Source organism: Rhodococcus sp. WS1, from assembly GCF_003797745.1.
Classification (GTDB): domain Bacteria; phylum Actinomycetota; class Actinomycetes; order Mycobacteriales; family Mycobacteriaceae; genus Rhodococcus_F; species Rhodococcus_F erythropolis.
This window is the reverse complement of the sequence record NZ_RKLZ01000002.1, coordinates 2,540,304-2,556,440: the sequence shown is the minus strand read 5'-3', so window position 1 is coordinate 2,556,440 and position 16,137 is coordinate 2,540,304. Positions and strand designations below refer to the sequence as shown.

Annotated in this window: 18 protein-coding genes; 4 read left to right on the top strand and 14 right to left on the bottom strand. The window is 63.8% G+C overall.

Annotated elements, in window-relative coordinates; translation table 11 throughout:
• The first annotated feature begins 137 nt into the window (after positions 1–137).
• Positions 138–1,001, top strand: a complete 864-nt coding sequence (locus EEB12_RS24755) for a lytic transglycosylase domain-containing protein (RefSeq protein ID WP_046378901.1) — start codon at positions 138–140, stop codon at positions 999–1,001.
• 24 nt (positions 1,002–1,025) lie between these two features.
• Positions 1,026–2,162 (top strand): Mrp/NBP35 family ATP-binding protein, encoded by a 1,137-nt coding sequence (locus tag EEB12_RS24750; RefSeq protein ID WP_003945178.1) that lies wholly within the window; start codon positions 1,026–1,028, stop codon positions 2,160–2,162.
• Positions 2,163–2,225: 63 nt separating this feature from the next.
• On the opposite strand, the gene tatB is transcribed toward EEB12_RS24750, so the two are convergent.
• From tatB to sigE, 4 genes are all read right to left on the bottom strand, one after another.
• Entirely contained in the window at positions 2,226–2,618 is a 393-nt protein-coding gene (tatB, locus tag EEB12_RS24745; protein ID WP_003945177.1) for a Sec-independent protein translocase protein TatB, read from the bottom strand.
• A 74-nt stretch (positions 2,619–2,692) separates the two neighbouring features.
• Entirely contained in the window at positions 2,693–4,171 is a 1,479-nt protein-coding gene (locus EEB12_RS24740) for a S1C family serine protease (protein ID WP_042952447.1), read from the bottom strand.
• Between the two features lie 97 nt (positions 4,172–4,268).
• The gene (locus EEB12_RS24735) at positions 4,269–4,628 is read right to left on the bottom strand and encodes a hypothetical protein (protein WP_042952454.1); all 360 of its coding nucleotides are present in this window, start codon (positions 4,626–4,628) and stop codon (positions 4,269–4,271) included.
• A gap of 52 nt (positions 4,629–4,680) precedes the next feature.
• Complete coding sequence (gene sigE / locus EEB12_RS24730) at positions 4,681–5,277, bottom strand: RNA polymerase sigma factor SigE (RefSeq protein ID WP_141488730.1); 597 nt, start codon at positions 5,275–5,277, stop codon at positions 4,681–4,683.
• Positions 5,278–5,607: 330 nt separating this feature from the next.
• Here sigE and EEB12_RS24725 point away from each other — a divergent pair, with 330 nt between their 5' ends.
• Complete coding sequence (locus EEB12_RS24725; protein WP_007736091.1) at positions 5,608–6,243, top strand: O-methyltransferase; 636 nt, start codon at positions 5,608–5,610, stop codon at positions 6,241–6,243.
• On the opposite strand, the gene glgC is transcribed toward EEB12_RS24725, so the two are convergent.
• Positions 6,240–7,454: a glucose-1-phosphate adenylyltransferase gene (glgC, locus tag EEB12_RS24720; RefSeq protein ID WP_003945185.1), complete on the bottom strand. Its 1,215-nt coding sequence runs from the start codon at positions 7,452–7,454 to the stop codon at positions 6,240–6,242. The genes EEB12_RS24725 and glgC overlap by 4 nt on opposite strands.
• A 132-nt stretch (positions 7,455–7,586) precedes the next feature.
• Here glgC and glgA point away from each other — a divergent pair, with 132 nt between their 5' ends.
• The gene (glgA, locus tag EEB12_RS24715; protein ID WP_141488656.1) at positions 7,587–8,759 is read left to right on the top strand and encodes a glycogen synthase; all 1,173 of its coding nucleotides are present in this window, start codon (positions 7,587–7,589) and stop codon (positions 8,757–8,759) included.
• 6 nt (positions 8,760–8,765) lie between these two features.
• Here glgA and EEB12_RS24710 read toward each other — a convergent pair whose 3' ends face one another.
• The 9 genes from EEB12_RS24710 to EEB12_RS24670 all read right to left on the bottom strand — a co-directional run bounded on the left by EEB12_RS24710 (position 8,766) and on the right by EEB12_RS24670 (position 16,126).
• Positions 8,766–9,605, bottom strand: coding sequence for a putative RNA methyltransferase (locus EEB12_RS24710; RefSeq protein WP_070386684.1), 840 nt, complete (start codon positions 9,603–9,605; stop codon positions 8,766–8,768).
• A 115-nt stretch (positions 9,606–9,720) separates the two neighbouring features.
• The gene (locus EEB12_RS24705) at positions 9,721–9,888 is read right to left on the bottom strand and encodes a DUF3117 domain-containing protein (protein WP_003945169.1); all 168 of its coding nucleotides are present in this window, start codon (positions 9,886–9,888) and stop codon (positions 9,721–9,723) included.
• 151 nt (positions 9,889–10,039) lie between these two features.
• Positions 10,040–10,609, bottom strand: a complete 570-nt coding sequence (locus EEB12_RS24700; protein WP_019749361.1) for a DNA-3-methyladenine glycosylase I — start codon at positions 10,607–10,609, stop codon at positions 10,040–10,042.
• Positions 10,609–10,986: a DivIVA domain-containing protein gene (locus tag EEB12_RS24695; protein ID WP_019749362.1), complete on the bottom strand. Its 378-nt coding sequence runs from the start codon at positions 10,984–10,986 to the stop codon at positions 10,609–10,611. The genes EEB12_RS24700 and EEB12_RS24695 overlap by 1 nt, the downstream gene beginning before the upstream one ends.
• 32 nt (positions 10,987–11,018) lie before the next feature.
• Entirely contained in the window at positions 11,019–11,960 is a 942-nt protein-coding gene (locus EEB12_RS24690) for a glucosyl-3-phosphoglycerate synthase (RefSeq protein ID WP_019749363.1), read from the bottom strand.
• Positions 11,957–12,856, bottom strand: coding sequence for a dihydropteroate synthase (gene folP, locus EEB12_RS24685; RefSeq protein WP_037119658.1), 900 nt, complete (start codon positions 12,854–12,856; stop codon positions 11,957–11,959). The genes EEB12_RS24690 and folP overlap by 4 nt, the downstream gene beginning before the upstream one ends.
• Before the next feature lie 30 nt (positions 12,857–12,886).
• Complete coding sequence (locus EEB12_RS24680) at positions 12,887–14,659, bottom strand: long-chain-acyl-CoA synthetase (RefSeq protein WP_141488655.1); 1,773 nt, start codon at positions 14,657–14,659, stop codon at positions 12,887–12,889.
• Between the two features lie 112 nt (positions 14,660–14,771).
• Entirely contained in the window at positions 14,772–15,329 is a 558-nt protein-coding gene (locus tag EEB12_RS24675) for a TIGR00730 family Rossman fold protein (RefSeq protein ID WP_019749366.1), read from the bottom strand.
• A complete protein-coding gene (locus tag EEB12_RS24670; RefSeq protein ID WP_003945176.1) occupies positions 15,323–16,126 on the bottom strand; it encodes a TIGR00730 family Rossman fold protein in 804 nt (267 codons plus the stop codon). The genes EEB12_RS24675 and EEB12_RS24670 overlap by 7 nt, the downstream gene beginning before the upstream one ends.
• Positions 16,127–16,137 lie beyond the last annotated feature (11 nt).

Here is a 16,137-nt window from a genome sequence, read left to right as displayed (position 1 = left end):
TCACGAAAGAACAGTGCATATGCCCCAAACTGCCCTTCTAGATCACGGTTGAATAACGGAAACGCAACAAATCAGGTAGCCTCGACTCCGTCAGTTGAACGGAAAACCTCCTCGCGGAGGTTCAGGAGGCATACACAGTGGGTCGGCACAGCAAGAAGACAGATTCGCACATCCGTCGAAATTCGGTCATCGCGCTCACCGGACTCATCCCTATCGGACTCGTCACCGCAGCCAACACGGCCGGCGCCGCTCCCAAGGTTCCGTTCTTCAACACCAGCTCCGCCGAAACGGTGGACACTGCCGCGCAAGCCACGCAGGAACCGCAAGCGCAGATTCTGCCCGCCGTCGAAGCAATCGCCGAGCCTGCTCCCGCCCCCGCGCCGGAACCCGCGCCGTTGGCTCCAGTGCAGGCGACTCCCCCGCTCCCAGCCTCCATGGCCGAGGGAGCACTCGGAATCCCGGGCGTGAGCGTCGCCGCATACCAGAACGCCGAGCGGATCCTCGCCGTCGAGAAGCCCAACTGCAACATGCACTGGACACTCCTGGCCGGTATCGGCCGCGTCGAATCCGGCCACGCCAACGACGGCAAGGACGCCGACGCGAACGGCAACCTCTACAAGCCCGTGATCGGCCTGCCACTCAACGGCAGCCTTCCCGGCCAGGCCGTCATCATGGACACCGACGGCGGCGCCCTCGACGGCGACACCGTCTACGATCGCGCAGTCGGCCCGATGCAGTTCATCCCGTCCACCTGGAACCAGTACGCGGGCGACGGCAACGGTGACGGAATCGCCGACCCCCAGAACCTTTTCGACTCCGCACTGACCACCGGCAAGTACCTGTGCGACGGCGGACTCAACATGCAGGACGTCACCCAGGTTGCCTCCGCGATCCACCGCTACAACAACTCGGCCGCCTACGTTGCCAACGTTCTGGCCTGGTCGCTCGGGTACTCCACCGGCATCGTGCCCGCCGCATCGGACCTGCCGCGCATCCACTGACCTACCTGGACTTACCATGGAGTCATGTCTGTACTGACCGAGTCCGACGTTCGCTCCGCGCTCGCGCGAGTTCTGGACCCAGAGATCCGCAAACCCATCACCGAGCTGGGGATGGTCAAGGGGATCTCCCTCTCCAGTGACAACAGCGTCGACATCGGCATCTATCTCACGACCGCCGGTTGCCCGATGCGCACCGAGATCACCGAACGCGTCACCAAGGCCGTCGCCGACGTCGCCGGGGTCGGTGCGATCCGCGTCGAACTCGACGTCATGGACGACGCCCAGCGGACCGAGCTCCGCAAGTCGCTTCGCGGCGATTCCGCCGAACCCGTCATCCCGTTCGCCCAGCCGGGTTCACTCACCCGCGTCTACGCCGTAGCCTCCGGCAAGGGTGGCGTCGGAAAGTCCAGTGTGACAGTCAATCTCGCGGCAGCAATGGCCGCGCGCGGGCTGTCTGTCGGCGTACTCGACGCGGATATCTACGGTCACTCGATCCCCCGCATGCTCGGCACCGACGCCAAGCCCACTCAGGTCGAGCGCATGATCATGCCGCCGGTTGCACACGACGTGAAGATGATCTCCATCGCGCAGTTCACCCAGGGCAACACTCCTGTCGTCTGGCGCGGACCGATGCTTCACCGCGCGCTCCAGCAGTTCCTCGCCGACGTGTTCTGGGGCGATCTGGACGTGCTGCTTCTCGATCTGCCGCCAGGCACCGGTGACATCGCCATCTCGGTGGCTCAGCTCATCCCGAGCGCCGAGATCCTGGTCGTCACCACACCGCAGCAGGCCGCTGCCGAGGTCGCCGAGCGAGCGGGCGCCATCGCCCTGCAGACCCGCCAGCGCGTCGCCGGCGTCGTCGAGAACATGTCGTGGCTCGAACTTCCCGACGGCACCCGCATGGACGTCTTCGGCGAAGGCGGCGGGCAGACCGTCTCCGATCGCCTCACGAAGGCCGTCGGCGCCAAGGTTCCGCTTCTCGGACAGATTCCGCTGGACCCGTCCGTCCGCGAGGCAGGCGACGCCGGGACGCCGATCGTCCTCAGCGCTCCCGATTCACCCGCGGCCATCGCACTCAAGGACATCGCCGACAAGTTGGCCGTCCGTCAGCGCGGGCTGGCCGGAATGTCGCTCGGTATCAATACGGTTCGCAACTTGTAGAACCCCGCATGCGAAAGGGCGCCTGTCACCGATCGGTGACAGGCGCCCTTTCGCATATCGAAACTAGGTTGCGTCGAAGTCCACAGGAGGACGTTCGCCCGCGGTGAGTGGCTTGTCCTTCGACAGCGTCTTCGGCTCCTGCACTCCGCTCTGCGGCTTCTTGTCGAAGTTGCCCGTGAAGATGGAGTCGTCGCCATCGAGAAGGTGCTGGGTGATCACAGCGCGCGGCGTCATTCCGCGCAGCTTGTTCAGATCTGCGAGTGGTTTACGCAGATCCTCGAAATCGGTGCCCAGTTCTTCCTTGAGCTGATTGGAAGCGCCCGAAGCATATTCGCGCACCTGCCTCAGGGACTTCGTGACCCAGGAGACCGCACCAGGAAGCCGCTCAGGTCCCAAGATGACCAGAGCCGCTACGAGGAGGATCATGAACTCGCCCCAACCGATGTTGCCAAACACAGGGTCAGCCTACTGTGTGCTCGCTCGGTGCGCGCATGTCCGGATCAACCTCACAGGAAGATCGCAGGGTCCGATCAGTCGGACACAGGCGTGACCGAAATGTCGACCTGCCGTCCGTCGCGGATCAACTGGACGTTGACCGGCTGATCGACGGTCGTCGCGTTGACCGCAACCACCAGTTCGTCGGCACTCGTCACCGGTCGGTCACCGACCTTGACGATGACGTCACCCTCGACGATCCCCGCACGTTGAGCTGGGCTGCCGTCGCGGACGTTGGCCACCGCAGCACCGCTGGTCGCGTCGTTGACCGCGGTGCGGGCATTCACGCCGATGTCGGGGTGATGAACCTTGCCGTCGCGAATGATGGTCTGCGCCACCTCGGTGACCGTATCGATCGGAATCGCGAAGCCGAGCCCGACCGAACCACCGGACTCGCTGAGCATGGCCGTGTTGATACCGATGACGCGGGCTTCGTCGTCGACGAGTGCACCACCCGAGTTGCCGTGGTTGATCGCCGCATCGGTCTGGACGGCGTCGATGACGGCGTTGGTGTCGGTGCCTTCACCCGACAAACGCAGAGGCCGGTTCAGCGCACTGACAATTCCGCGGGTGACAGTCTTGCTCAATCCGAGCGGTGAGCCGACGGCGACGACGTCGTCGCCGACCTGAACATCCTCGGATTTTCCGAGCTGAGCGACCGTCAGATTGTTGGCCGACACCTTGAGCACCGCGAGGTCTGTCTTGACGTCACGTCCGACGATCTGGGCATCGGTCTTGGTTCCGTCGGAGAAGATCACCTGGATCTTCGCGTCCTGAGCGGGCGGTACTGCCGAGGAGATCACGTGGTTGTTGGTGACGATGTACCCCTCACCCGAGATGACCACACCGGAGCCGGTACTTCCCTGGTCACCGACGGCGACCTGAATCGACACCACGGAAGGCAGCACTGCGTCGGCGACCTTCGCCACCTGCGACTCCGGCTGTTCACCGCCGCCGGATTGAACGAGCGTGACACGTGAGCTGGTGAGTGAACTGCGATCGGCGGTGATGACAGTGGCGAGCAAGCCACCGACAAGAGCGATGACAAGTGCCATGCCCGCAAGCGCGGCCAGTGCTGAGGGGGCGACCTTGCGACCGAACAACAGCTCACGCACGTCGAGCTTCTGGGCGGGAGGCAACTGCACCGGCGCCTCGGACTCTGCAGGCTTGCCCAGCGAGACCTCGGATTCAGGATCGCGCCACGGATCACGCGGGGGTTCTTCGTCGGGTGTGTTGTTCGCCGACGCCTCGGGATCGCGACCGATCGACTCGGTGGCGTCTGCGGGTCGACCGAACGCTTCGGCCAGAACCGGGTCCGGATTCCCGATCACGACGTCGGAAGACGGGGTCGATCGCGTGGCAATCGGAGTGAACGAGCCCTCGACTCCACTCGGTCGACCGAACACCTGGCGCGAGGCCGGATCGATCTGAGGTCGGTACACCGGCCGGGGGTCGAGCACCGGCGCATCTGCCGGTCGATCCGCCGAACCGCTTGCCGAAGAATCCGAGCTCACTCCGGAGTGCCCCCTCTTTCCGTCAGTCACGTTGTCCAGTATCACTGATCCGTGCCGGGAAGCTGGCGCGCGGCGTCATTTGCGCCAGCGCGCGGTGTCATTTGCGCCAGCGACGGGACAACCGCTTGCTGATGGTGGAAAAGCCTGCGGGCTGATTGCCGACGGAACCGTCGGTGTTTTCCGAATTGGGTCCGGTGGTCGGACTGTTGCACGAGGGAATCTGACTGAGAAGTCCCACCAGGGACAACGGCATCGTCATCTCGCCGCTTCGACGCAGCGCACCACGTGCCTGCTGCTGAGCATCGACGGCCGCAGCGCACTCGGCGCAGATCGAGATGTGATGCGAGGCCCGCAAGTAGGCCTGCATTCGGAGTTCTCCGTCGACGTAGGCAGCGATTGCCTCGCTGGCCAGATGTTCGGTCGAACCGAACTGGCGATGTGCCCGCGCCTCCGTCATTCGTCCCTCCAGGTGATTGACCACGTCCCGCTCTGTAGCTCGAACCCGACCGTCAGAAACCGACGAGTTCGGATTCGGCTGCGCGCTGCGCTGCCAGATGATCACGAATCGCCTGTCGCCCACGATGGATACGGCTACGAACCGTTCCGAGCTTCACTCCCAGTGTGGCACCGATTTCCTCGTACGACAGACCTTCGATGTCACAGAGCACAACAGCGGCGCGAAATTCAGGTGCGAGTGAGTCGAGTGCGGCCTGCAGACCTGCGTCGAGGCGCGCGTCGTGGTAGATCTGCTCGGGGTCCGGACCGGGTGAGGGAACGCGGTCGTAGTCCTCGGGCAGCGCTTCCATACGGATACGGTTGCGTCGGCGAACCATGTCGAGGAACAGGTTTGTGGTGATGCGGTGCAGCCAGCCCTCGAAAGTTCCGGGCTGATAATCGGAGAGCGAGCGGAACACCCGAATGAAGGTGTCCTGCGTCAAGTCCTCGGCGTCCTGGGCATCGCCTGACAACCGGTAGGCCAGGCGGTACACCCGGTCACCGTGCTGACGCACGAGTTCGCCCCAAGACGGCATGGAGGACTTCTCACCAGTTGCATCGAACACAGCAGTGCCGATCAATTCGGAATCCACAGCCGATTCCGTCGTCAAAACTTCCGACTCTCGAGGGCGAGGCTCGTCGTTGACCTGGTAAATAAGTTGATCCTCCTGCTCGGGATCGCGTAGTTCGATCACCGCGTTGTCCGAATCACGTAATGCGCGATATTCGGGAGAACCAGCCGTTGCTGTGATTTGTTCCCGATCACCGAGCTGCGAAAGACCAACTTGGTAAAAATCGATACCGCCGTGCGATCTTCGATCCGGCGATGTATACACCTTTTCTCATCGCGGTGTGCACGCCATATGAGGAGCCTGAGGGATTCCTGAGAATCCTGGTGACTGCGCGCCTTGCAGCGACAATCCGAACCGCCCGATAACCTCATGAGCGTGACCCACGCCGAACAGATACTCCGCCACGTCGAGGACGTAGTTTCCGAGGACGAGATTTTGACCGCGGCGCGAGATCGAGCGCTGGATCTCGGAGCCCATCCGGTGACGCCCGCCGTCGGTGCGACGCTCGCGATGTTCGCGAGGATGCTCGACGCGAAGACGGCCGTCGAGGTGGGTACCGGAGCCGGCGTGAGCAGCCTGTGGCTTCTGCACGGAATGCGCGACGACGGCGTCCTGACCACGATCGACAGTGAACCCGAACACCAGCGGGCGGCCAAGCTGACCTTCCGCGAAAGCGGAATCGCTCCGGCACGCACTCGCCTGATCAACGGACGGGCTCTCGACGTACTTCCCCGGCTCGCAGACGGCGGCTACGACCTGGTGTTCGTCGACTGCGCCGCGATCGACCACCCCCACTACGTCCGCGAAGGTGTCCGCCTGCTGCGCTCCGGCGGTGTCATCGTTCTGCACAACGCCCTGGCCGACGGCCGCGTTGCCGACAGCTCCGCTCGCGACGCGACAACGGTTGCGGTCCGAGAAGCAGCAAAGGCCGTGACCGAGGACGAGCGACTCATTCGAGTCCTCCTCCCCCTCGGCGACGGCCTCCTCTGCGCGAGCAAGCTCTAGATCCAGACGCCCTTACCGATGGCGACGACGCCACCCTGACTGACGGCAAATCGTTCGCGGTCACGTTCGAGATCGACGCCGATGATTTCGCCGTCACCGACCACGACGTTCTTGTCGAGGATCGCGCGCCGCACGACGGCGCCCTTGCCGATGCGCACACCCGGCATCAGCACGCTGCCCTCGACGGTCGCACCGTCCTCGATCATCACGTTGGAACTGAGTACCGAATTGCGCACGGTCGCCGCGGACAGGATCGACCCCGCACCGACCACCGATTCCTGCGCGAGTCCACCCTTCACGAACTTGGCGGGCGCGAGATTCTCGGTGGCGCCGCGGATGGGCCAGCGACGGTTGTAGAGATTGAAGATCGGGTGCACCGACACGAGGTCCATATGAGCGTCGTAGAAGGCGTCGAGGGTACCGACGTCACGCCAGTAACCGCGGTCTCGATCGGTGGCGCCGGGAACGACGTTGTCCTTGAAGTCGTAGACCGACGCCTCACCCGCGGCGACCAAGGCGGGAATGATGTCTCCGCCCATGTCGTGGTCGGAATCGGAGTTCTCGGAATCAGCGCGGATGGCGTCCACGAGCACCTTGGTGGTGAACACATAGTTACCCATGGACGCGAACGTGGAATTTGGGTCGTCCGGTGTGCCGGGAGGATGGGCGGGCTTTTCCAGGAACTGCGTGATGCGTCCGGACTCGTCACTGTCGATGCAGCCGAAAGCGAAAGCCTCACTTCGCGGTACACGAATACCCGCGACCGTCACGCCTGCCCCGGATTCGATGTGGTGCTGCACCATCTGTTCCGGATCCATCCGGTACACGTGGTCGGCACCGAAAACCACGATGTACTCGGGGTCCTCGTCGTAAACGAGATTGAGCGACTGCAGGATTGCGTCGGCACTGCCGGTGTACCAGCGCGGCCCGAGACGCTGCTGGGCCGGGACCGGAGTGATGTACTCACCCGCGAACCCGGACAATCGCCACGTCTGCGAAATGTGACGGTCGAGTGAATGTGACTTGTATTGCGTCAACACACAAATACGCAGATATCCCGCGTTGACAAGGTTGCTCAACACGAAGTCGATAAGTCGATATGCACCTCCGAAGGGCACTGCGGGCTTCGCTCTGTCCGCGGTCAGCGGATACAAGCGTTTGCCCTCGCCCCCGGCGAGCACGATTCCAAGCACATGCGGCTGGCTTCTCACACCGCTAACCTATCCGCACTGGTGAACTCCCGCTAGCGAAGCAGTCCGAGAGGTCCGATCGTGTCCCCCTCCGAACGGTCGGGGATAACGCGATCGGTAGCCGGATCGACCACGGGCGGTTAGGTTTAGCGCGTGCGAGTCGCAATGATGACCAAGGAATACCCGCCGGAGATCTACGGCGGTGCAGGAGTACACGTAACCGAGCTCGTCCCTCAGATGAAGCGGTTGTGCGAGGTCGACGTGCACTGCATGGGCGCCCCGCGCGAAGGCGCGATCGTCCACTCTCCCGACCCCGCTCTCGCCGGATCCAACCCAGCCTTGACGACGCTCTCCACCGAGTTGCGGATGGCGGACGCCGCGGCCGGTGTCGACATCGTCCACTCCCACACCTGGTACACCGGACTGGCCGGGCATCTCGCGTCGGCTCTCTACGACGTGCCGCACATCCTCACCGCGCACTCACTCGAGCCCAGACGCCCGTGGAAGGCCGAACAGCTAGGCGGCGGCTATCGGATCTCGTCGTGGTCCGAACGCAACGCCGTCGAGCACGCAGACGCGATCATCGCCGTCAGCTCAGGTATGCGACTCGACGTCCTCGACGCGTACCCCGCTGTCGATCCGAGTCGCGTACACGTAGTGCGCAACGGAATCGACACCGAGGTATGGCATCCCGGGGGATCTGCGCCGGGAGCGCCGTCCGCACTCGCGTCGATCGGCGTCGACCCCGCAAAACCCATCGTGGCCTTTGTCGGACGGATCACGAGGCAGAAGGGCGTCGGGCACCTCGTCGCGGCAGCACACCACTTCGACCCGGAGATTCAGCTCGTGCTGTGCGCCGGCGCTCCCGATACGCCGGAGATCGCCGCCGAAACGGAGAAGGCAGTGGCCGAACTCGCCAGACATCGGGGCAATGTCTACTGGGTGCGCGAGATGCTCCCGACCGAGCAGATCAGGGAAATACTCTCGGCAGCAACGGTATTCGTCTGCCCTTCGGTGTACGAGCCCCTCGGAATCGTCAATCTCGAAGCCATGGCGTGTGAGACCGCCGTGGTCGCTTCCGATGTCGGCGGTATCCCCGAGGTGGTCGCCGACGGCGTCACCGGACGACTCGTGCACTACAACGCCTACGAGCCGAACGCATTCGAGGAATCACTCGCTGCCACCGTCAATGCCGTTGTCGCCGACCGAGAAGGCGCCGACGCGATGGGTCGTGCGGGCAGAATCCGTGCGATCGACGAGTTCTCCTGGGCCGAAATCGCCAAGCAGACGCTCGAGGTCTACGCGGACGCCGTCACGAGACGCTGATCCGCGTCAGATCTTGCGATAGGTCGAGACCGTCGCCGACGCGGTGACGGTGCTCGGCTGCGGCAGCTTCGCCACGGCGGCAGCCAGATCGGCGGGCGTCAGGTGCCTCGCCGACGGTCCCATCCCCACCAAGTCGAGGACGTCCTGGTGTGAGAGTGACATCGTGAACTCGACCTCGTCGCTGCTCACGCGCTCGAACAAGCCGGCCATCGACGATTCGAGACGTTCCACCTTGCGATCGTCGACCTTGACCATCTCGAGAATGTCGATCAGCTCGCGCAGATGCCTGTCGGTGGGCGTCAGGACCACCAGAACGCCGTCATCGGCGAGAACTCGATGGGACTGCGGACCGTTGCGTGGAGCGAACACACAGAGCACGTGGGAGAGCGCTCCGTCTCGAATTGGAAGTGGTTGCCAGACGTCCGCGACGATCGAGCCGATCCTTTCGTGGATCTTCGCCGCTCGCCGTGCCGCGAACTTGGACACGTCCAAGGCTATTGCCCGAGAATCAGGCAGCGAATCCACGACGTGTGCGAGGTATTGTCCTGTGCCTGCACCGATTTCGACGATCCGCGCAGGATCCGCCCCTGCCGTCGTCGCGCAGGCCCGGGAAACGGCATCCATCAGCGGGCCGAAGTGGCCGGCGCCGAGAAGTCGTGCACGCGCGGCGATCATCTCGGCACTGTCGCCGGTGAACTTCGTGGCACCGCCACTGATCAGGCTCACGTAACCCTGGCGAGCCACGTCGAATCGATGTCCGCGATCGCACTCGGCGGCGCCGTCCACCAATTCCAGCTCTGCGGCGCACTGCGGACAGGACAGTAGATCGACCACGGCGGCAAGCATTGATCCGTCCTTTCGGCTACCGGCGGTGCGCACACTTCAGGCCCCGTACCGAAACGGATACGGAGCCTGCGTGCAATCACGTGCTGTTGTTCGTACTGCTACAACCTGGACCCGACTAGCTGGTGACGTTCGTGAGTTCCACACCGAGCGCTGCAGCTTCATCCGGGGTCAGCTCGACGACGAGGCGTCCGCCACCCTCGAGTGGAACCCGCATGACGATTCCTCGTCCCTCTTTGGTTGCTTCGAGGGGACCGTCCCCGGTCCGGGGCTTCATGGCCGCCATCCTCTGCTCCCTCCAGATCTGCGCTGCATTGCTCTGCGCCTCGACTAACGGTGCGCCCCGCCAACAATCAGCGAGGCTCGTACCCTCCATTGTTCCCTATGGATGCAGGAACCGGGAATCTGAGTCACATTTAGGGGTGTTCAGTCGACCGTCACACCTGCGCCGGAACCCAGCAATCAGCCACGTGATCGTCGACCATTCCGGTAGCCTGCATGAGCGCATAAGCCGTGGTAGGACCCACAAACTTGAACCCGCGTCGCTTGAGTTCCTTAGCCATGGCAGTCGACTCGGGAGTGACCGCCGGAACCTCTGCAATTGATGTCAGTCGTCTGGTGCGTCGAGGCGGCGAGAACGACCAGAGTAACGAATCGAGGTCCAGATCGGGTGAATTCACGAGCACTCGGGCGTTGGAAATCGTCGCCTCGATCTTCGCGCGATTGCGGACGATCGCGGCATCGGAGAGCAATCTCTCCACATCCGCAACTCCGTACGCTGCGACCTTGTCCGGATCGAACCCGTCGAAGGCTTCGCGGAACGCCTCGCGTTTGCGCAGAATCGTGATCCAAGAAAGCCCCGATTGGAATGCTTCGAGGGCGAGCCGTTCGAACAGTTCGTCGCGCCCGTGCAGCGGACGCCCCCACTCCTCGTCGTGATAGTCGCGGTACAGCGAGTCACCGGGCGTCTCGACCACCCAGCCGCACCGAACCAGTCCGTCTGCCATCAGCCCTGGGAATCCTTCGCTTCGGATTCGGTCTCAGGCGCCTCCTGCGTTGCTTCGGCCTTGGCCGGAGCATCCGCCTTCACCAGAACCTCGGACTTCTCGTCACGGCCCAGTTGCGCACGCAGAGAATCGATTTCCAACCCGAGGCGATGCAGGGCCCAATCCACTTCACTCGCCTTGTATCCACGCAACACCTGCTGAAAACGAAGAGCGTCGACGTCCGCCCCGGTGACGTCCTCTGCCGGGAGTACGGTCGCCGTCGTGCCAGGAGGCAGCGGTGGCAGCTCTTCCGAGCGCCCGAACACAGCGCTGGCGGCGAGGAAGATCATCGCGCCGACCAGTGCCATGACAATCAGGTACAGGAGGATCGTCATCATGAACCGATACTCCCATACCCGAGTGTGAGCGGTCAGACCCCCGCGGTGCGCACTATCGAATTCATCGGGGGTCGATCGAGTAGCGAAACCTCAGTGGTCTCGGGCACGAAAGAATCGCCGTCGACCAGGAATTGGGTCAACCCGGCACCCGAATCCTCGATCCCGCACCGCCGGAGCATCGTTCCGATGATCTGCCGGCTCATCACGCCGAGGTCGGCGAGCGGCCGGTTGCGATGCTTGCGCACACCGAGATTGACCTGACCGATCGCCGCCAGCCCCAACGTGTCGTACGTGTCGAGCAGAAGGCCGATCTCGACGCCGTAGCCGGGCGCAAACGGGACAGCGGACAGCAGCTCACGGGTGCCCGCGTATTCACCGCCCAATGGTTGCAGTACCGACGTGAGTTCGGGCCGCAGCGCAGCCAACATGGGCCGCGCAACCAATTCCGTGACTCGTCCGCCGCCGTTGGCGTCCTCCGTGCCGCTCACGCGCAGCGGACGGCGGTAGTAGCCCTTCACCAGATGGATGCCGTCCACCGTGAGCAGCGGCCCCAGCAGTTTGGGCACGAACGCCGGATCGGGATTGATGAGATCGGAGTCGACGAATGCGATCAGATCGCCGGTCGTTGCGGCGACCGAACGCCACAGCACCTCACCCTTGCCCGCGGTCGGCGGGATGGACGGGACTGCGCTCTCACGACTGATCACCGTCGCCCCCGCCGCGCGAGCACGCTCGGCGGTACGGTCGGTCGAACCGGAATCGAGAACGATCAACTCGTCGACCAAACCACCGAGCAACGGGTGAATGGTGTCGACCACCGCAGCAACGGTGTCCTCTTCGTTGAGCGCGGGCAACACCACCGAGACGGTTCGGCCACCCTTCGCCCGTTCGAGTTCGGCGACCGTCCAACTCGGATGGTCCCAACTGTTGGCTTCTGCCCATACGCGGGTCGGGCCCGCACCGGTGATGCTCATGCCAGACCTCGAACCGTACGTACCGGGGCACGGCGTCCTTGGATCGCGGCCACCATGTCGACTACTCGACGGGTGGACGCCACCTCGTGAACACGGAACACCCGGGCGCCGCCAGCCGCGGCCATTGCTGTCGCTGCCAATGTTCCCTCCAACCTCTCGGAAAGCTCCACACCAAGAGTCTCCCCGATGAAGTCCTTATTGCTCAGCGCCATCAGCACTGGCCACCCGGTGTTTACAAGAACGTCCACTTTTCGCAACAACTCGAGCCCGTGGAAGGTGTTCTTACCGAAATCGTGAGTGGGATCGATCAGAATCGCGTCACGCGGCACTCCGAGTGCCAGGGCGCGTTCTGCCGCCGACACGACCTCGGTGACCACATCTGCGACGACGTCGTCGTAGCGGACACGGTGCGGACGGGTGCGCGGAACCGCGCCACCCGTGTGCGAGCAGACGATCCCGGCACCAGTCTCGGCGGCAACCAGGACGAGGTCGGGATCCGCACCCGCCCACGTGTCGTTGATCAGGTCGGCGCCCTCGCCGCGTGCCAAACGCGCGACGCCGCTCCGCCAGGTGTCGACGCTGATGATCAGCTCGGGGTACTTGGCTCTGATCGCGGCGACGAACGGAACGACTCGCCTGACCTCCTCGTCGGCGTCGACGAGGTCACCTGGCCCGGCTTTCACTCCCCCGATGTCCACCAGATCGGCGCCCTCGTCGACGGCCCTGTCGACGGCAGCCATCGCTGACGAATCCGAGAACGTCGCGCCCTGGTCGTAGAAGGAATCGGGAGTGCGGTTGACGATCGCCATCACCAATGCACGGTCGACCGCGACCGGACGCCCACACAGGGTGGGCGCCGGACCTGGCTGCGCGGTAGAACCGGAGAGTGAAGACATGCCACTCATACTGGCATGACGGAACTCGGTCTAGCCCTTGGGTACCGAGCCTGCCGCGACCTTTCCGACGTATTCGTCGTACGAGTCCACGTAACCACCCTCGCGGCCTTCGAGAACGTGCAGAGTGTCGGCGCCGACGTCGTAACCCTCGTTGCGCAATTCCACCTTGCGCGACTTGAAAGTGCTGGTGTGTTCGAGTGAGTCGACGATGCGGATGAACAGCGGGACCGCGTAGTTGGGAAGCTTGCCGTAGAGGTGAGCTGCAACTTCGCTTCCCTCGAAGCTCTGCCCGTCCCGCAGCTTGACCGCCGCCATTCCCGCGCGGCCGTCGGTGCCCGGGATCTCGACGCCGTAGACAACTGCTTCCTCGACGGCCGGGTGCGAACTCAGCGCGCCCTCGACCTCCGTGGTGGCAACGTTCTCGCCCTTCCAACGGAAGGTGTCGCCGAGACGGTCGACGAAGGCGACGTGGCCCCATCCCTGCTTGCGCACCAGGTCTCCGGTATCGAACCAGGTGTCGTCGTCCTTGAATCCGCCGCGCACCAGCTTGCTGTTGCTCGCGGCTTCGTCGGTGTAACCGTCGAAAGGCGCTCGGTCCGTGACCTTGGACAGCAGGAGCCCGACCTGACCCGTGGAGACCTTGCGAAGGCGACCGTCGGCTCCACGCAACGCTTTTCCGGTGTCCTCGTCGAACTCCACGACGGCGTGCGGCAACGGACAGATGCCGGCCGTCTTGTCGACGTTGAGTGCGTTGACGAACGCGATGTTGCATTCGCTCGCACCGTAGAACTCGGCGACGCGGGGAATGCCGAAGCGCTGGGTGAATTCGGCCCAGATCTCCGGGCGCAGACCGTTACCCACCATCAGCCGAACAGCATTGTCGCTGTCGGTCGGCTTGACCGGCTGGTTGAGCAGATAGCGGCAGAGTTCGCCGATGTAGGTGAACGCGGTCGCCTTGTTGAGTGCGATGTCGTCCCAGAACCGCGAGGCGGAGAACTGACGTCCGATCGCGATTGTCGCACCGGACGCGAGCACCGAGGACAGCGAGACCGTCAACGCGTTGTTGTGGTAGAGCGGCAGGCAGCAGTACAGAGTGTCCGAGCCGCGCAAGCGCACACCCATCAACCCCAGCCCCGACATCGACTTCAGCCAACGGAAGTGAGTCATCAAGCTGGCCTTGGGCATTCCCGTGGTACCCGAGGTGAAGATGTAGAACGCCTTCTCCTTCGCAAGCACCTCGGCGGTGACCGCCGGGTTGGCCGGATCAGCCGTCTTCGCCAGATCCGCGAGTTCACTGACGAGAAGCTGCTTCGGTCCGGTAAACCCCGCCGGCAAGGATTCGAGGGCCTCTTCGCACTCGTCGGCGACCACCAGGACGCGCGCGTCGAGCAGCGTAAGGCTGTGTGCCAGAACGTCGTCGCGCTGGTTGTAGTTCAGCATGCCCGCTGCCGCGCCGAGTTTGACGGCGGCCAACGCGATCAGCAGGGCTTCGGGGGTGTTCTTTGCCAGCACTCCGACGACGTCTCCGCGGTCGACTCCTCGTCCGCGGAGGACGTCGGCGTAGCGGTTCACCAGTTCGTTGGCCTCCGCGTAACTGGTCGCGTGGCCCTCGAACCGGATGAACGGGCGCGACGGGTGCGCGTGCGCGGCCTTCTGGAAGATCAACCCGATCGATTCCTTGGCCGAAGGCTTGCGGGTGAGCCCGGCGGCCCCCCGCGCCAGGATCGGCACCTCGGTGATCATCGACGGCAGTTTTGCCGCCAGATCCAGCAGGCCGACGGTCGAACGGGCTTCCGAACTCATGGCTCCCCTAACACGTATCCGGCGCCCATTCGGCCGCCCAGTCTGCGGCCACCTTACTGCACGGTAATAAAGCCCGCCATGCGCCAGGTCAGGGTTTCACGCAGGCGTCTGATCAGGATCTGACGCACGCGTCGAGCGCAGCCTCGACGTCCGTCCGCACCAACAGAGTGTCCAAAGCCTGACGCCCGACGAAGCCGGTCCCGTCGAGCTTGTTCAACCACTCGAGCAGGCCGGTGAAGTGCCCGACGGGATCGAGCATCACCACTGGTTTCTCGTGCATTCCGAGGTAGCCGGCGGTCCACGTCTCGAACAGCTCTTCCAGCGTCCCGATTCCGCCCGGCAGCGTGATGAACGCGTCGGCGTGATCTTCCATCAGCTTCTTGCGCTCGCGCATGGTGTCCGTGACGATCAGCTCGTCGGCATCGACGTCGGCTACTTCCTTGTGCACCAGGGCCTTCGGAATGACGCCGACGGTCCAGGCGCCCGCCGCGCGGGCCGACTCGGCGACAGCGCCCATCATCGAGACGTTGCCACCGCCCGAGACCAACTGCCATCCGCGTCGACCGATCGCGGTTCCCACTTCTGACGCCAACGCCAGGAACGATTCGTCCACCGGACCCGACGCGCAGTAGACGCAGATCGAGTACTTCTTGTCGGAATCGGTCACCATTCTTCTTCTTTCCCCAGATCTGCGGCCTCGTCGACGCCCTTGTCGGCGTTGAGGACGATTCGTACTGCTTCTTCCACACTGTCGGTGACGTGAAGCAAGTTCACATCACCTTCGGAAATCTTTCCGTCGCGCTCGAGGGTGCCGCGGATCCAGTCGACGAGTCCGGACCAGTACTCGGTACCGAACAGGACGATCGGGAAGCGCGTGACCTTGTGGGTCTGCACCAGGGTCAGTGCCTCGAACAGCTCGTCGAGTGTTCCGAAGCCGCCGGGCAGGCAGATGAATGCCTGGGAGTACTTCACGAACATCGTCTTGCGTGCGAAGAAGTACCGGAAGTTGATTCCGAGATCCACCCACTCGTTGAGTCCCTGCTCGAACGGCAGCTCGATGCCGAGACCGATCGAGTATCCGCCCGCCTCGCTGCAACCGCGGTTGGCAGCTTCCATGACTCCCGGTCCACCGCCGGTGATGACGGCGTATCCGGCTTCGGCCAACGCCGTTCCCAGCTCACGGCCGGATTGGTACTCGGGATGATCGACCGTGGTGCGTGCCGAACCGAACACTGTCACCGCACGCGGGACCTCGGCGAGTGCGCCGAAACCTTCGATGAATTCGCTCTGGATACGCAGCACACGCCACGGATCGGTGTGTACCCAGTCCGTGGGTCCGCGCTTGTCGAGCAAGCGCTGATCGGTCGTGGTCTTCTCGTCCTTGCGCTTGCGTCGAAGCTGAACGGGCCCGCGGTGCTTGATCGACGAGCTCTGCTTCTTCGAAGCCGAATTCTTCTCTGGTGCCATGCGGCAAGGCT